The 14839-nt window shown below is 60.0% G+C and carries 17 protein-coding genes; 10 read left to right on the forward strand and 7 right to left on the reverse strand.

The window, feature by feature from the left end:
- Nucleotides 1-32 precede the first annotated feature (32 nt).
- Nucleotides 33-2552, reverse strand: coding sequence for a TonB-dependent receptor (locus ACLIMP_RS18155; protein WP_443478742.1), 2520 nt, complete (start codon nt 2550-2552; stop codon nt 33-35).
- Nucleotides 2553-3025: 473 nt separating this feature from the next.
- Between ACLIMP_RS18155 and ACLIMP_RS18160 the strand changes: the two genes are divergently transcribed.
- The 4 genes from ACLIMP_RS18160 (at nt 3026) to ACLIMP_RS18175 (ending at nt 6415) form a co-directional block, all read left to right on the forward strand.
- On the forward strand, nt 3026-3727 hold the full coding sequence (locus ACLIMP_RS18160) for a hypothetical protein (protein WP_443478743.1): 702 nt from the start codon (nt 3026-3028) through the stop codon (nt 3725-3727).
- Nucleotides 3724-4314: a cytochrome c oxidase subunit 3 gene (locus ACLIMP_RS18165; protein WP_443478744.1), complete on the forward strand. Its 591-nt coding sequence runs from the start codon at nt 3724-3726 to the stop codon at nt 4312-4314. The genes ACLIMP_RS18160 and ACLIMP_RS18165 overlap by 4 nt, the downstream gene beginning before the upstream one ends.
- A gap of 11 nt (nt 4315-4325) precedes the next feature.
- On the forward strand, nt 4326-4583 hold the full coding sequence (locus tag ACLIMP_RS18170) for a cytochrome C oxidase subunit IV family protein (protein WP_395335179.1): 258 nt from the start codon (nt 4326-4328) through the stop codon (nt 4581-4583).
- 663 nt (nt 4584-5246) lie between these two features.
- Nucleotides 5247-6415, forward strand: a protein-coding gene (locus tag ACLIMP_RS18175) for an IS3 family transposase (protein ID WP_443478072.1) whose coding sequence is annotated in 2 segments (ribosomal slippage) — nt 5247-5508 and nt 5508-6415 — 1170 coding nt in all. Because the reading frame shifts where the segments join, the coding sequence is not laid out codon by codon here.
- On the opposite strand, the gene ACLIMP_RS18180 is transcribed toward ACLIMP_RS18175, so the two are convergent.
- Nucleotides 6412-6969 (reverse strand): autoinducer binding domain-containing protein, encoded by a 558-nt coding sequence (locus ACLIMP_RS18180; protein ID WP_443478745.1) that lies wholly within the window; start codon nt 6967-6969, stop codon nt 6412-6414. The genes ACLIMP_RS18175 and ACLIMP_RS18180 overlap by 4 nt on opposite strands.
- 269 nt (nt 6970-7238) lie before the next feature.
- On the opposite strand from ACLIMP_RS18180, the gene ACLIMP_RS18185 reads away from it, so the two are divergent.
- The gene (locus ACLIMP_RS18185) at nt 7239-7484 is read left to right on the forward strand and encodes a transcriptional regulator domain-containing protein (protein ID WP_443478746.1); all 246 of its coding nucleotides are present in this window, start codon (nt 7239-7241) and stop codon (nt 7482-7484) included.
- 238 nt (nt 7485-7722) lie between these two features.
- Nucleotides 7723-8013 carry a DNA -binding domain-containing protein gene (locus ACLIMP_RS18190; RefSeq protein ID WP_443478902.1) on the forward strand — a complete coding sequence of 97 codons (291 nt, stop codon included), beginning with the start codon at nt 7723-7725 and terminating at the stop codon, nt 8011-8013.
- Nucleotides 8014-8051: 38 nt separating this feature from the next.
- Here ACLIMP_RS18190 and ACLIMP_RS18195 read toward each other — a convergent pair whose 3' ends face one another.
- From ACLIMP_RS18195 to ACLIMP_RS18210, 4 genes are all read right to left on the reverse strand, one after another.
- The gene (locus tag ACLIMP_RS18195; protein ID WP_442046973.1) at nt 8052-8225 is read right to left on the reverse strand and encodes a hypothetical protein; all 174 of its coding nucleotides are present in this window, start codon (nt 8223-8225) and stop codon (nt 8052-8054) included.
- A gap of 48 nt (nt 8226-8273) precedes the next feature.
- Entirely contained in the window at nt 8274-8642 is a 369-nt protein-coding gene (locus ACLIMP_RS18200) for a hypothetical protein (RefSeq protein ID WP_443478747.1), read from the reverse strand.
- Between the two features lie 158 nt (nt 8643-8800).
- Complete coding sequence (locus tag ACLIMP_RS18205; RefSeq protein WP_443478748.1) at nt 8801-9544, reverse strand: hypothetical protein; 744 nt, start codon at nt 9542-9544, stop codon at nt 8801-8803.
- Nucleotides 9545-9727: 183 nt separating this feature from the next.
- The gene (locus ACLIMP_RS18210) at nt 9728-10387 is read right to left on the reverse strand and encodes a Ros/MucR family transcriptional regulator (RefSeq protein ID WP_443478749.1); all 660 of its coding nucleotides are present in this window, start codon (nt 10385-10387) and stop codon (nt 9728-9730) included.
- A gap of 427 nt (nt 10388-10814) precedes the next feature.
- On the opposite strand from ACLIMP_RS18210, the gene ACLIMP_RS18215 reads away from it, so the two are divergent.
- The 3 genes from ACLIMP_RS18215 (at nt 10815) to ACLIMP_RS18225 (ending at nt 13272) form a co-directional block, all read left to right on the forward strand.
- Nucleotides 10815-11453: an SOS response-associated peptidase family protein gene (locus tag ACLIMP_RS18215; protein WP_395398156.1), complete on the forward strand. Its 639-nt coding sequence runs from the start codon at nt 10815-10817 to the stop codon at nt 11451-11453.
- Nucleotides 11454-11556: 103 nt separating this feature from the next.
- Nucleotides 11557-12006 (forward strand): LexA family protein, encoded by a 450-nt coding sequence (locus tag ACLIMP_RS18220; protein ID WP_443478750.1) that lies wholly within the window; start codon nt 11557-11559, stop codon nt 12004-12006.
- Between the two features lie 3 nt (nt 12007-12009).
- Nucleotides 12010-13272, forward strand: a complete 1263-nt coding sequence (locus tag ACLIMP_RS18225) for a Y-family DNA polymerase (protein WP_443478751.1) — start codon at nt 12010-12012, stop codon at nt 13270-13272.
- 37 nt (nt 13273-13309) lie between these two features.
- Here the strand turns inward: ACLIMP_RS18225 and ACLIMP_RS18230 are convergent, their stop codons facing one another.
- Nucleotides 13310-13621 (reverse strand): DUF6119 family protein, encoded by a 312-nt coding sequence (locus tag ACLIMP_RS18230; RefSeq protein WP_443478752.1) that lies wholly within the window; start codon nt 13619-13621, stop codon nt 13310-13312.
- Nucleotides 13622-13635: 14 nt separating this feature from the next.
- On the opposite strand from ACLIMP_RS18230, the gene ACLIMP_RS18235 reads away from it, so the two are divergent.
- A protein-coding gene (locus ACLIMP_RS18235) for an IS3 family transposase (RefSeq protein ID WP_443478072.1) occupies nt 13636-14804 on the forward strand; the annotation gives its coding sequence in 2 pieces (ribosomal slippage) (nt 13636-13897 and nt 13897-14804; 1170 coding nt in all).
- Nucleotides 14805-14839: the final 35 nt, after the last annotated feature.

The raw sequence follows: 14839 nt of genomic DNA on the forward strand, positions 1-14839 counted from the left end.
TCGCCTCCGCCCCTTCATGGTAGTTCTGGCTATCAGAACCTGTAGGTCGCCTCGACGCCCCAGGTGCGCGGGGGACCGAGATAGAGGCTGTTGTAAGGGGCATTCGGCAAAATGACCGAAACGCCCGCCTGGTATTGAACGTCAAACAGGTTCTTGACGTAGAAGCCCAGGTCCAGCCCCGTGCCGGCAATTCCTTTGACGTCGATACGCCCGTTGGCGAGGGAATAGCCCTTCAGCTGGTAGCCTTGCTGGCCGCCGTAATCGGCGGTCATGTAAAGATCGCCGCTGATGATGACATCTGCATTTGCCGGATGGACAGGCGTAATCCAGCTGGCCGTGACGGTACCGGAGAACGTCGGTGTCAGCCTGTTGATCTGATCTGCGCCGAAGGATCCGACATTTGGTCCGAGTTCGCCATTCGTATTGATGGGAAGCAGCTTTGCCACGTCCGTTTTTGTGATGGCGCCGTTAAAGCCCAGAGTCAGGTTGCGATCAGGCGACACACTGGCATCGATTTCCACACCATAGATGTTGAGATCGGCCGCATTGATGATGATCGAGGAGGGCGGCGCGTCCAGGGTTCCGCGAGGAAACAGGAAGCTGCCGGAATTCGACAGGAACTGCGTGGCGTTGTCGTAGCGCGAATAGAACGCCGCGACATTGAGTCGCCCTTGTGCACCGGCCACATTGAAGCTCAGTTTCTCGCCGATCTCGACGTCGGTTACTCGTTCCTGCTTGATTGTTTGGTACCCACGCAGATCCACGCAGGACATCGAGTAGGCCTTGGATGGGCAGGTGACCGGAGCGGATTCGAACAGCGGGAAATTGAGGTTCTTGGGGCGAACGCCGCGGCGGCTCGTGATATAGACCATGAAGTCGGGGCTGATCTTGTAGTCAAATCCAACGGTCCAAGTCGGATAGTTGTCCTTGACCGATGCCTGTCCGAAACCGTCGCTGAATTCGGTCGGCGTTCCCACCCGATCGGCGATATTCTGCTTGCACTGTGAGAAGTCAACAGATGCGAAGGTGGCCGTATTGCCAGGATTGTAGCAGAATTCCGACTTGTCCCAGCTGTAGCGACCGCCAATGTTGAAATTCAGCTTATCGGTGAGCGGGATGCCAAATTGCCCGTATACCGCGAGACTCTGGTTTTTCACATGGGTAGTCGTGGGCGGGACGCGGCCAAGCGAAGAGAACACGGTAAATTGGTCGCCGGACGGTCCTGCCGGGCCGTCGACACTGTAGTAGACGCCGAGAATACCGTTCAGTCCGCCCGAGCCCTTGTAGATGAACTGGAAGTCGTTATCGATATAGTCGCGAACATAGCGTTGTTCGGCGTAGTAGGTAATGAACGGCTGGGTAACAAGGCCGCCGAGGAAGGGATTCGCTACGCCTCCCTGATCCAGCACCGGCACGGCAGCAGTGTTGATCGACTGGTCATTCGTATTCTTGCGATAGCCGAAAATGTTCCGGAGAGAGAAGCTGTCGCTCAGCTCAACGTCGGTCGTGTTGACGACCGCGATCGACTTTCGATAAGCCCGGCCTCCGTCGATCCCGCCGTCGAACGCGCCGCGAGGATGCGCCTGCGCGTAAGCCTCGGCGAGGCTTGCAAGCTGAACGGCGGTGGCAGCCCGACTGGCGCTGCCAAGGAGCGGTAGGAAAACGGCCGACTGGAGCGGCGCGAAATCTGCCTTGTAAAGGTAGAGACCGGATGCCAGTTCGTCGGCCTTGAAATATTCGGCGACCGTCGTGTTCGTGATCCCCTCGGTCGGGGCGATTGTAAGCGACACACGAACGCTGTCGTTCTTGATGTTCTCGAAGCCGGGATAGCTGTTGGCTTTCGGATCCGTAGCGCCCAGGGCCTTCACTTCAGGCAGCGCGAAGAAGTCTGCGTCCAAAGAGCGGATCCTGGGGTCCTGACGCCGTATCTGGCCGGCAATGCGCAACGCGATCTTTTCCGACACGATCGGGACGTTGACCGCCCCTTCGATCGCCCAGTAGTTCCAGCGGCCATACGTGCCTTTCACGTAGCCTCCGAAATCGTACAGGTCCGGTTGAACGGTATTGACGAGGATCGCGCCGCCGAGCGTCGATTTACCGAACAGAGTGCCCTGCGGTCCCTTGAGAACCTGCACATTCGCGATGTCGTAGGTAGGAATGCTCGACCCAAGGCTGGGAATCGCGATGTTGTTGAAATAGGTTACAACGCCTGGGGTCGTAAGCCCAACGGGAAGCTGGCCAACGCCGCGCAAGCTCACATTCGTCGTGCTTTTCCCGCCCTCCGAATTGAAGTTCAGGCCGGAGGCGATTGTCCTGACATCCGAGAGTTCCTGTACGGTCGAGCGCTGGAGAGCGCTGCTGTCAAATGCGGCGACCGCAACCGGAACATCCTGCAATCGCTCGGCGGTTCGCCGAGCCGTAACGATAATTTCCCCGGTACTTTGTGCGCCGGCGGTGTTTGCCGGAGCATTGTCTTCTTCCGCCCAGGCCTGGCCCGAACAGATCATCAGGGCGCTCGAGCCGAGCAATACCCTACAAATGCCCTTTTTCATTTCCATCTCCCTGCCGACTCCGATTTTCTTGCAGTCTACTGGCGGTCCGCCGCAGGGCTACCTATCGAAGGGTGGGGCGGTCCTGTTTCCATTTAGGTTGTGCAAGATCTCCGACCTGAAAATACGCAATAGGTGAGGTGTCACTAGACTGCCGTAATGTGTTTGGGAATCCGAAGCGCGGGGGACATTTTCGCTGTTTCCGGCGTGCTAGTCTTCCAGTCGCAAGGCGATCACGGGCCGTGCGTGAGCACGCCGGACAAATGTGTCGAAGCGGTCTCTCTCATACGAATGGTTGAAAACACCTCGGGTGCAATATGGCGGATCGATGCTCCGATGGCATTTAGCAAATGGTCCTTCAGAAGCACCGCCTTCCGCAGGTGAAAGCCGTCTCATCCGACAAACCCTATCCTCGGGTGGGTGCTCTTCGCATGGGCGCTACTCACGATCCAGGAGAACAAATCCGGGGAGGGGTGATGGGTAGCCAGAGCACGACAATGAAGCTGTGCACTTACATGGGCGCGATTGCAGGAACAATGATGTTCCTGGGAATCTGGCCGGTTGCACACCTCTTTCCGCCGCTCGCGCCTTCAATGCCACATGCTCAAGTAGCCCAATACTATCGCGAGCATCAGGTCGGGATATTGGTCGGTGGCATTCTTATAACCTCGGCATCGGTCCTGTTTTTCCCATTTCTCGGCGCCTTGGCGACATTCATGAAGAAAATTGAGGGTCCAGTGTCTCCGCTGACCTGGTCGTTCGTGATGATCGTTGCTTATGGGTTTGTAACACTGTTTTTCGCGGGGCTTTTCTTCACCGTCGCGGCCTATCGGCTGGATCGGCCAGACACCGAAATCGTCCTGCTGAGCGACATTGCGTTCTTTCTGTTCGTCATGCCCGCTGTCCCGGCGTTCGTGCAGAACATTGTCACCGGTATCGTGATCCTTCAGGATCGGAAGACGGCCCCGACGCTTCCGCGATGGCTGGGTTACCTGAACCTGTGGACTGGTGTCCTGTTTCTCCCCGGCCTCGCGGTCGGCTTGTTCAAGTCGGGTCCTTTTGCGTGGAACGGCGTTCTTGCTTTTTGGCTTCCAGCTGTCGTTTTCGGCATATGGTTCAATGTGATGATCTTCGCCATGCTGGCGGCGATCAAGCGCGGTGCATTGGCCGGCGAATGACGGGCAAGCAACAAACAACACCTGCGATCAAGACTCCCGCCGGTCGTATACCGGGGGAGGAAGGCGTGTGGGTCTTCATTGGCGGCGACCTCATAGTCTTCGCAGTATTTTTTATAACCTACGCTGTCGCACACCGGCAAGAATCGGCCCTCTTCGAGACATCCCAGCGATTGCTTGATCGCCACCTCGGCTTGCTCAACACGCTACTGCTGCTGACCAGCAGTCTTTGCGTAGCGCAAGCCGTCACGGCTGTCCGAAAAGGCGATCGGCGCGCGCGCCACTTCCTGCTTGGCGCGATTGCACTCGGTATGGGTTTTGTCGCGGTGAAGGCTGTCGAGTACTCGGCAAAAATCGCTGAGGGCTTTACGCTCAATACCAACGCATTTTCGATATATTATTATATGTTTACCGGTATTCATCTGGTCCACGTCGTGATTGGCATCGGTGTACTGTGTTTTGCCGCATCGCAGATCGAATCGTCCGGTCAGATGCGCGGGAGCGTGGCCCTCATTGAGGGGAGCGGCGTGTTTTGGCACATGGTCGATCTCCTGTGGATCATTCTCTTCGCGTTGCTCTACTTGTTGTGAGGGGAGCCTTGATGCCTTCAGTTCTGCAAAATCGCGCAATCATTGTCTGGACGATCTTGGTCGCTGCGACCCTCCTTTCGTTCGAAACGATGGTCGTGGGGCGTGATGGAGCCGCCCGCTGCGTGATCCTTATCGTCGCGTTCGCCAAGGTGACTCTAGTCGGGCGTGAGTTCATGGAGCTCAGGCACGCACCGAAGTATCTCCTCTGGCCGTTTCAAATATGGGTTGCGGTCCTCGGCGTGGCGCTCGTCGTCTTGTTCCTGGCTTGATCCAGAATCCGGGCCGGACATCTTGTTCATCTGACGCCCGTTATCGGCCCCGTCCCTAGGGAATAACGGCATTGTGCGGCATTGATGAATTACGGTCTCAATATGATTGTACTGCAGCCACTAAATTGAAAAATTGCCGGATAGAAAAATAAAACTTCGATAAAAATTAAAAAAGTGCGGGAAAGGATTTGTATGTTGATGGTTCGCTTAAGTGTCAGTTTAAGTTTGTTGACCGTTATTCCAAATTCGACTTGTGCTGAACGATCCGATTTCGTTCTGACGTCGCTTGAGCGGCCGGATTTGCCGCGAGCTTACGCGTCTTACGCACCCACTTGCAATAGTCCGTGTGGCTGGGCGGCGCTCCCCTTCACGCGCTAAGTTCCGTATAGGCTGTCGGTGTCGGTCGTATCGCAGTGGGAACTTTGATGGGCAATGAACTTCGCCGCTGTCCGGCTGGCGGTGGCGATAAAACCCCATGAGTGAGCGCGTTGAAGGAAGTGCCTTGCGGGGCAGGTGGATGAGACATCGTCTCAAGCCATGGAATGCAGGCCGGGCATGTTCGGGAGAGATGTGAGGCATCGAAATTTATTCGCGCGCTCTTGATCTGCCCCCTTCTGAGTGGCCCAAAATCTGTTTTAGATTTGGCCACGAAGGAGGACTTGAATGGCGAGGAAGCACAAGCCGGAAGAGATCATCGGCAAGCTGCGTGAAGCGGAGATCGTGCTGGCGCAGGGCGGAACGGTGGCGGATGCGTGTCGCCGGATCGGCGTCACCGAGCAGAGCTACTACCGCTGGCGCAAGGAGTATGGCGGCCTGAAGATGGACCAGGCTCGGCGCATGAAAGAGCTTGAGAAGGAAAACGCTCGGTTGCGGCGGGCGGTGTCAGATCTGACGCTGGACAAGTTGATCCTACAGGAGGCCTCGCGGGGAAACTTCTGAGCCCCGCGCGCCGCAGGCGCTGTATCGATCATATCCGGGGCATGATGCCGGTGTCCGAGCGGCGGGTCTGCCGCGTGCTCGGGCAACATCGATCGACGCAGCGCAAAACGCCGCGTGGGGCGGATGACGAAGCAGCCCTGACCGAGGATATCATCGCGCTTGCCCGGCAGTATGGCCGCTATGGCTATCGCCGGGTGACGGCCTTGCTGCGCGATGCCGGTTGGCATGTGAACCGCAAACGGGTGGAGCGCATCTGGCGCCGTGAAGGGCTCAAGGTGCCGCAGAAGCAACCGAAGCGTGGAAGGCTCTGGCTCAACGACGGATCATGTATCCGCCTGCGACCGGAATATCCGGGCCATGTGTGGTCTTACGACTTCGTCGAGGGACGCACACATGATGGCCGCAAGTTCCGCATCCTGTCGATCATCGACGAGGCCAGCCGCGAGTGCCTCGCCTTACCCATCGCGCGACGGCTGCGCAGCGAGGACGTGCTGGCGACTCTCGCCGAGTTGTTCGTCACACGGGGGCCGCCGGCGCACATACGGTCAGACAATGGCCCTGAATTTATCGCCAATGCCGTGCAGCAATGGCTGGCGAAGATCGGCGTGAAAACGCTCTACATTACACCCGGCAGCCCATGGGAAAATGGCTACTGTGAGTCCTTCAACGGCTCGATGCGTGATGAGCTCTTGAACGGGGAGATCTTCTACACCTTGGCCGAGGCGAAGATCCTGATCGAGGCCTGGCGGCGGCACTACAACACCGTCAGGCCTCATAGTTCGCTGGGGTATCGACCGCCGGCCCCGGAGACGGCGACGGCGCCATGGCTGCCCTCCGGTTCCGCTACGCTGCACCTACGGCCAGCCATGGCGCCGGAGGCAATCTTACACTAACAAACAACCCGGACCACTCGGTGGGGGCCGGTCACCGGTTCGATCAGGCGGCTTGCCCCGCGTCCGAGCCACAGTCCTCTCGCCGCATCGAACGCGAAGAGGGCGATCGACTGGACGATCGGCAGGATAGGATCGTAGATCGGAACGGATACCGAGTTCACGAAGGAAAGCGATCCGCGCCACTCGCCCGGAACATAGCCCGGAACCGTGTAGCCGTGGACTATTCCCTGTTCGCGCGCCATCGCAAGAATCCGCCGATCACCCTCCGTCATCGGGATCAGATGGGGAATGCGTTCCCAGCGGAAACCCAGGTTCGTGACGTTGCTCGCCCGGTGGACGGGGTCATTGAGACCAAGACCGAATTGGTCGTAGAACTCGGCCCACTGATCGGGATAATTGTGAATCCGAAAAGTCTCGCCCGCGGGATCCAGAAATCCCCCATGGTGCGAGAGCGCAAAGCGCTGAAAACCGAGTTCCTCTGTCGCTTCGCTCATAGCTTCGGTCAGATCGTCGATGCTGCCGATAGTCTCGAAGATGCTCACGAGGTGCGTCATGAGCGCCAAAATTCGTGTGCCCAATGTTCGACTTCGCGATCGTCGGCGGCGTTGCTTGTCACCGTCGGTCCGGCGATCGCCCTTCCTGCTTCGTGGCCGTCCAGCGGGTTCTCAATCCGCCATCGGGCAGGTTGTGTCGCAAAAGTGTCATATCATTCCATGTGTGCACTCTGGAATGGTCTAATTCGGACAGAATGTCCGTATATCGGTGAAAATTTGTTAATTGCCTGCGAACACGTTTCTAAATTCATCTCGGATACCTTGTTCAAATGAGGGTGGGTGTTTTTGCCAATTGGCAAGATTCTGAGTCCTATGCATATCTAAAGAAGGCTGATCGTACGGGTTTGATGTGGGAATGGCTCCGCAGGGATCCAGCTTATCTTGCATGGCACGCCAAAGCTTCTCTCCTCACCGGCGGACATTCGTCAGAGCCGTTGAATTGGGGGCTTCACTTTCGCGGAAGAGCCGGACCGGGATTGTCTCTCGGCCCGGATAATCTGGCATGCCCATCATGATCCATCGACACTGAGCGTCGAGGCAGGGCCGGGAACGCCCGGCGATGCCGGATGCCTCGATGTCGAGAGAATCAGACCGTGGCTGACTGCGATTCCAACCGCTTCAGGCGGCGAACACGCGGTATTGTCCGACGGGAGTCATCATATCAGGCTGGACGTGATCGCGGGATCCCTGAGCCGGCATTCCACCGTCCGGTTGCGCTTTTGCTTCGATGGCGTGACCCGGGCCGAACCAGGCGTGCTCTCGCTCCAGCGGCTCCTGGCACTCCATCGCCACGGTCGGTTTGGAAAGATGCTCTACCCCCGCGACCCTGCTATCGCGCGAGGTGTCGTGTTGCTGCGCGTCCATGACGCATTGAGCGATGGTGCCAGCCTTCGCGATCTCGCCTGCGCAATGGTCGGCGGGGATGTCGTCGAACAGGACTGGGGTGATCCCTCCGATTCCCTGCGCTCGCGCATTCGCCGGCTCGCGCGGCAAGCACGCGAGATGGCGCTGGGGGGATACAAGGAACTCCTGCTTCGCAAATGAGACCCCGCCGAAAGATGCGCAGTGAATGAGCCCGGCTCTTAGCGGGACTTGGCCAGTCCGGGGACCAGACGCGCGGCTGCGAGAGCGCCGATCATGTATGGACCATCGTCACGCTTGCCGCTGCGGATTTCCCTTAGAAACTTGCGGTTGTCGAGACCCCGGCTTTCAAGTTCGCTTGCGACTGCGTCGCGGATCTGATCGATGCTGTCCATATGCTCCGTCCTTGAGGATGGAACATATATAGAACAAAATTGAACCGATCAAGTCCGGTGCGGACGCCCCCGCTTCTTCGCGGGAGGGGCAAGCATCAGGTCGACGAGCTCGATGCTGCGTACCGCGGTCGGCGGATCTTTCGAAATCTGCACCGGCTCGCCGCCGTTTAAGCAGATGTCCTCCCAGTAGGTGATGCGCCGGACGAACTCACTTCGTAACTGTTTGGCGAGGTCCCGCTGGGACTCGGAGGACCCGAACTGCGTGCTGAGGACGGCGTGCTTGGCGGCATAATCGGCAGCAATCTTGACGATATCGAGCGGCGTGAAGGCAATGCCGCCGGCCGACAATGCGTCCTGCGCTGCCTCCGCCGCTTGGATGACCTGCTCGCGGGCGAGGGTCCGGGTCGATTTGGCCATAGGAACGATCTCTCAGGAATTGTCATCGTCCGTAAGCTGACAAATGCGACCGCTTCGCGGACGCTCCTGTCCTCTATTCAGCGACGTCTCGATAATCCCTCTCGGTCCCGGCGCTTCCCGGGTTGGGAGACTTTCCGCGCAATTTGTGCATGGTCGCTTCAGTTTTTGGAGCCGTTGATCCCGTTCCCGGAGGTGCCGGACGCCGCAGGGAGACTATACCGGTAATCTGCGCGGGGGATCTGTAGGACGCCGCCCGAGCGCCTCGCTATGAAAGCCGCCTTGCTGTCGGTGACGAGCGTGATGCCTTCGATGGCCTCCGGACCATAGAGCGCGCAAAGGCAGTTGTCGGATTTCAGAGTCTTCCATTTATTCTTTGCGCGCTGGGCGCCAAGGTCCCGCGCGGCTGCAGGGAAAGTGAACATCGCCGCTTTCAGCGCGATACCAACGGTGATGATGGCAACGAGGAGAAAGGTCATGGCGTAGACCTCGCGCAGCGAGGGCTCCATGTGGAAGAACTTGCGCGCGCGTTCCGGATCCGAGCTGTACTTTTCGACGAGATGCTTGATGAAGCCATACACGATCAGCACCAGCAATATCGCAGGGACCGCCAGCGCGTAGAACTTGGCGCTCTCGGCCGATGCAAGCACGATTTCCAGCCCTTTTGTCGCCAATCTCGTACTTGGCAGGCTGAATGTTCCTTCGGGAATTCCGAACCCCTGTCCGTAGCTGTCGTAGTACTGCACGCCGAGATAACTCAGCCAGACATAGCCCGTACCACCCAGGAGGAGGTGGATCGCGCCTAGGACCAGGGCCGTGAGTGTCAGCTCTTGAAGTCCCAGAAGACTGGTCAGGGAGAACGGCGCTTTTGTGTCGCTCGGAGCGGGTGTTGTGGGGGCAGGCATCTGTAGCTTCCGGTTTTGGTGCAGTTGGTGCGCACCGCTTCTGGAAAGTCATGCCTTTGATGCAATAGGGAAAATTTACCCACCGACGGATGTGGCCACCGGTAGGCGCAGTTCGGTTCCGGCTGGCGCCTGGAGTGCGGGAGCAAAGTACTGCGGCCCGCACTCCAGACGAGGTACGCGCTGTTATTCGGACGGCGCCGCATTGGTTGCCGACTTCGGCTTTCTCGCAGTCTTGCCGCCGGTGGCCGCCTTTTTCGCGGGGGCTTTCTTGGCCGGAGCCTTATCGGCCGGCGCGCTCGCGGAAGGCGAAGCAGCGTCTGCAGGCGTGTCGCTGGGAACGGGGGCGGAGTCGGGCGCCGCATCGGCGACTGCGGAATGTGCCTTCTTGGCCTTGACCTTCACGCCCTTCTTGCGCCCGAGGCCGATCTCCTTTGCAAGCGCCCGCCGGCGCTCGGCATATTCCGCCGCGACGAACGGATAGCTCGCAGGCAGATTCCAGCGCGCCCGGTAATCCTCGACCGAAAGCTGGTGATCGGTGGTGAGGTGCCGCTTGAGTGTCTTGAACTTGCTACCGCACTCGAGGCAGACGATGCCATCCGGCTTTACCGAAGCACGCACGGAGACTGCGGGAGTAAGCACTTCCGGCTGCGGCGCAGGAGCTTGCCCAAGGGACGCCAGCGATCCGTAAACCGCCTCGATCAACTGGGGAAGCTGCGCTGCGGGAATCGAATTATTGCTGACATGCGCGCTGACGATGTCAGCCGCCAGCGTAAGTAGAGCTTGGGCTGCCATGATGTATTTACATGCCCGAATTTCTTTTTGTGGGCGTTTCGTTTCGTTCATTGTCATCGCGGGCGCAAGCGGGATTGCAGGCAATGCGGATCAATTCTTTCCCTCGCCGTGATCCCTTCCCGGACCGTTTCCCAAACCGCTCATGTGGCCCGGCATTGAAAGCGGTGTGATCGGACAGTGCTTCTCCCGAAGTCCAGACGGCCGTCAATACGCCGCTGCCGCTTCCGAAAGTGAGGCCACGATATCGATAACCCGCCGCCCGCCTCCATAACGCGTACCCCCGGCCTCCTCGTCCTTTTTTGGCGGCGTGCAGGCAAGCGTTACGAATTGGGTCAGGGACTACGGGCGGTGACCGGCGTCTTCGGCGCCGCCGCCCATATACGGTACTGCCGCAGGCATGATAGGTTCGGGTGCCGGGCGGGTCATTGGGCAGGCTTGGTCGGTACGGGCAACAGCCACGGCAGAGGAGAGGGCCGCCATGTGCAATCGAGCCAGAATGCGGGGTGAGCCGGAAACCCTGTTCGGCTCGGCCGCCCACCTGTTCACCGAGCGTCCGCGTGACAATCGCTTCGATCCGCAGGAATTGCGACCGAAAGGACGCAGCTATGTGATCCGCGAAGAGGGCGAGATGCGCGGATGGGATATCATGACCTGGGACGTGCTCGGTGGAAAGGCGGCCTGGCCGATGACCAACGTCCGCCAGCTCTCGCTGCCGCAATGGCGCCGGCTCGCGGAGAAGCCGGAAAACCGCTGCATCGTGCCGCTTACCGAATTCTGCGAGTTTACGCCGGAAAAGCACGATCTCGGTGATGGCAAGCCGCCGCTTAAGGGCGAGATGTGGTTTGCAGTCACCGACCAGCCGGCCTTTGCCGTTGGAGGCTTCTGGCAAAGGACTGAGACCGGCAACGGCTTCACCATGGTGACCTGCGATGCCAATGCACTGGTCGCGCCTATCCACCCGAAGGCCATGGTGACCATCCTCGATCCAGGTGACGTCACGACCTGGCTGCGCGGCAGCTACGACGAGATCGTTTCGCTGCAGCGGCCCTACGATCCAGCAAAGATGGTCGTGAGAGGGCCGATATTCCCGACGCGGCAACCCCAAGCGGAAATCTGAAAAGCGTGATTTGACAGCGGGTTGACCGGTTTACCCGTCGAAATCGCTCCGTCGTCGTTTTCTTATGTTCCCAATATGTTCCGAATCGCGTTATTGGGACGGCATGTCTTCCGGCTTTGCCTTGCCCCCGTCGATTCCTTTGCCGCTCGGCGAACTGCCGCGCGAGTGGTGCCTTCGCGTTATCGGCGCAGCTGGCGCCGGCTTTCCCTCGCCGGCCCAGGACTGGGAAGAATCCGCGATCAATCTCGTAGAGCTGCTCCGGCTCGATCGCGCTGCCAGCTTCGTATTCCGGGTGAGCGGGCAGTCCATGGTCGATGCAGGGCTGTTCGATTCCGACGTCGTCGTGGTCGACAGGGATGCCAAGCCCGTGAACGGGCGCATCGTCATTGCCGTGGTCGATGGCGGTTTTGTCGTTCGCCAACTCTGCTTTCGCCACGGTGTCCCGATGCTCGGGGCGCGCAATAGCCGCATGCACTACGAGCCGGTCGTGGCGGACGAGACAGTGGAAGTCTGGGGCGTCGTGCGGGCGAGCGTGCGTAACCTTCAGGCTTAGCCCGTGACCTGGGCCATCCTCGACATCGAGAACTTCTACTGCAGCGCTGAGCGCGTCTTCGATCCATCGCTGCGCGGTGTGCCGCTGATCGTGCTCTCGAACGGTGACGGCTGCGCCATCGCGCGCTCGGCCGAAGCCAAGGCGCTCCACATTCGCATGGGCGCGCCCATGTTCCAGATCCGCGATGTGGTGAAGAGGCACGGCATCCAGTGCCGTTCCTCCTCCTACGAGCTCTACGCGGACATGAACCGGCGTTTCAATGCGGTGATTGCCGAGTTCACCGATACGGTCGAAATCTACTCGATCGACGAATCCTTCTTTCGTCTGCCGGTATTGCCGAGCGGCCTCGGCGACGTCGAGATGGCGCACCGTGTCCGCGCGGCGGTCAAGCGCTCGGTGGGTCTCCCCACCCGCATTGGCCTCGGGCCGACGCGGACACTCAGCAAAGTGGCAAACGCCCTCGCCAAGGCGTCCGAAAAGGTATGGGACGGGGTCGTCGATCTGCATGACGAAGGCCTGCGGCGGCGGCTCTTGGCGGCCTGGCCGATCGAGGAAGTCTGGGGCATCGGACCTGCATTGGCGAAGCGCCTGCGGCCGCTCGGCGTCCGGACGACTGGCGAGCTTGCTGCACTGCCCGCAGAAGTGGCGCGCGAGGTGGGAACGGTCGTGCTCGAGCGGCTGGTGCGCGAACTCAACGGCATCGAATGCAGCGATTTCGAGCCGGAGCCGGCTGCGCTAAAGTCCACGGCCGTCACGCGCAACTTCGGCGAACCTGTTCGTGACGTCGAGGCGCTGCGCGAAGCCATGGTGCGGCGCGCTGTACGCGCGGCCGAGAAAATCCGTAACCAGCGGTTGCAGGCGAGCCGCCTGATTGCGTTCGCGCATGGCAGCCGCTTCAAGCCGAACGCGCCTTCGGCCTCGCGCGTCGGGCGGCTTTCGCCTGCCAGCAACGATCCGCGCGTCATTGCCGGCATGGCCGGCAGGATGGCCGAGGCCATGTTTGAGGTCGGCGCAATCTACACCAAGTGCGGTGTGATGCTCGAGGGACTGGAGCAGGAGGCGCGCGGGCAGCTCGACATGTTCGCCGCCCCCGATCCCAGGTCGCCGAAGCTGCTGGCCGCGCTCGACGAGATCAATACAAGGTTCGGGCGCCAGACCTTGCGGCTGGGTTCCGAAGGGATGGGCGTGAAGGCCTATGATACCAAGCGTGCCTTGAAGAGCCCCTCCTGGACCACACGGATCGATCAGGTTCCAGTGGCGCGGTGAGACCGCCGGCGCCCCGTGTAACGATCGAGCGGGTTGCTTACGTTTTCTCGATGAGGTGAACCTCGACGGTGAAGCCCATGAGTTCGAGCCTATTTGCCGCAGCCCTCAGGCTGACTTTGCTGAAGAAGGGCAGATCGACCTTTTTCGATCGCTTATACGGGTGGCGCATAATCCCGTAGACGATTCGATACTCGGCTGTCACCGGCTTCTTCTGTCGTCCGTCGGGAATTACGGCCTCGAAGCCGGACTTGCCCGTTGCCTTCTGTCTTTTCAGTGCCTTCGTGCGCATCTCGCCGCGGATGATCTGCCCCCTTCTGAGTGGCCCAAAATCTGTTTTAGATTTGGCCACGAAGGAGGACTTGAATGGCGAGGAAGCACAAGCCGGAAGAGATCATCGGCAAGCTGCGTGAAGCGGAGATCGTGCTGGCGCAGGGCGGAACGGTGGCGGATGCGTGTCGCCGGATCGGCGTCACCGAGCAGAGCTACTACCGCTGGCGCAAGGAGTATGGCGGCCTGAAGATGGACCAGGCTCGGCGCATGAAAGAGCTTGAGAAGGAAAACGCTCGGTTGCGGCGGGCGGTGTCAGATCTGACGCTGGACAAGTTGATCCTACAGGAGGCCTCGCGGGGAAACTTCTGAGCCCCGCGCGCCGCAGGCGCTGTATCGATCATATCCGGGGCATGATGCCGGTGTCCGAGCGGCGGGTCTGCCGCGTGCTCGGGCAACATCGATCGACGCAGCGCAAAACGCCGCGTGGGGCGGATGACGAAGCAGCCCTGACCGAGGATATCATCGCGCTTGCCCGGCAGTATGGCCGCTATGGCTATCGCCGGGTGACGGCCTTGCTGCGCGATGCCGGTTGGCATGTGAACCGCAAACGGGTGGAGCGCATCTGGCGCCGTGAAGGGCTCAAGGTGCCGCAGAAGCAACCGAAGCGTGGAAGGCTCTGGCTCAACGACGGATCATGTATCCGCCTGCGACCGGAATATCCGGGCCATGTGTGGTCTTACGACTTCGTCGAGGGACGCACACATGATGGCCGCAAGTTCCGCATCCTGTCGATCATCGACGAGGCCAGCCGCGAGTGCCTCGCCTTACCCATCGCGCGACGGCTGCGCAGCGAGGACGTGCTGGCGACTCTCGCCGAGTTGTTCGTCACACGGGGGCCGCCGGCGCACATACGGTCAGACAATGGCCCTGAATTTATCGCCAATGCCGTGCAGCAATGGCTGGCGAAGATCGGCGTGAAAACGCTCTACATTACACCCGGCAGCCCATGGGAAAATGGCTACTGTGAGTCCTTCAACGGCTCGATGCGTGATGAGCTCTTGAACGGGGAGATCTTCTACACCTTGGCCGAGGCGAAGATCCTGATCGAGGCCTGGCGGCGGCACTACAACACCGTCAGGCCTCATAGTTCGCTGGGGTATCGACCGCCGGCCCCGGAGACGGCGACGGCGCCATGGCTGCCCTCCGGTTCCGCTACGCTGCACCTACGGCCAGCCATGGCGCCGGAGGCAATCTTACACTAACAAACAACCCGGACCACTCGGTGGGGGCCGGTCAG

The organism is Novosphingobium aeonii (assembly GCF_052279045.1).
Classification (GTDB): domain Bacteria; phylum Pseudomonadota; class Alphaproteobacteria; order Sphingomonadales; family Sphingomonadaceae; genus Novosphingobium.

What these genes read in the sequence shown, in the direction of transcription:
- ACLIMP_RS18155 (WP_443478742.1), bottom strand. Translation starts at nt 2,552, where the DNA reads ATGAAAAAGGGCATTTGTAGGGTATTGCTCGGCTCGAGCGCCCTGATG.
- ACLIMP_RS18160 (WP_443478743.1), top strand. Translation starts at nt 3,026, where the DNA reads ATGGGTAGCCAGAGCACGACAATGAAGCTGTGCACTTACATGGGCGCG.
- ACLIMP_RS18165 (WP_443478744.1), top strand. Translation starts at nt 3,724, where the DNA reads ATGACGGGCAAGCAACAAACAACACCTGCGATCAAGACTCCCGCCGGT.
- ACLIMP_RS18170 (WP_395335179.1), top strand. Translation starts at nt 4,326, where the DNA reads ATGCCTTCAGTTCTGCAAAATCGCGCAATCATTGTCTGGACGATCTTG.
- ACLIMP_RS18180 (WP_443478745.1), bottom strand. Translation starts at nt 6,969, where the DNA reads ATGACGCACCTCGTGAGCATCTTCGAGACTATCGGCAGCATCGACGAT.
- ACLIMP_RS18185 (WP_443478746.1), top strand. Translation starts at nt 7,239, where the DNA reads ATGAGGGTGGGTGTTTTTGCCAATTGGCAAGATTCTGAGTCCTATGCA.
- ACLIMP_RS18195 (WP_442046973.1), bottom strand. Translation starts at nt 8,225, where the DNA reads ATGGACAGCATCGATCAGATCCGCGACGCAGTCGCAAGCGAACTTGAA.
- ACLIMP_RS18200 (WP_443478747.1), bottom strand. Translation starts at nt 8,642, where the DNA reads ATGGCCAAATCGACCCGGACCCTCGCCCGCGAGCAGGTCATCCAAGCG.
- ACLIMP_RS18205 (WP_443478748.1), bottom strand. Translation starts at nt 9,544, where the DNA reads ATGCCTGCCCCCACAACACCCGCTCCGAGCGACACAAAAGCGCCGTTC.
- ACLIMP_RS18210 (WP_443478749.1), bottom strand. Translation starts at nt 10,387, where the DNA reads ATGAACGAAACGAAACGCCCACAAAAAGAAATTCGGGCATGTAAATAC.
- ACLIMP_RS18215 (WP_395398156.1), top strand. Translation starts at nt 10,815, where the DNA reads ATGTGCAATCGAGCCAGAATGCGGGGTGAGCCGGAAACCCTGTTCGGC.
- ACLIMP_RS18220 (WP_443478750.1), top strand. Translation starts at nt 11,557, where the DNA reads ATGTCTTCCGGCTTTGCCTTGCCCCCGTCGATTCCTTTGCCGCTCGGC.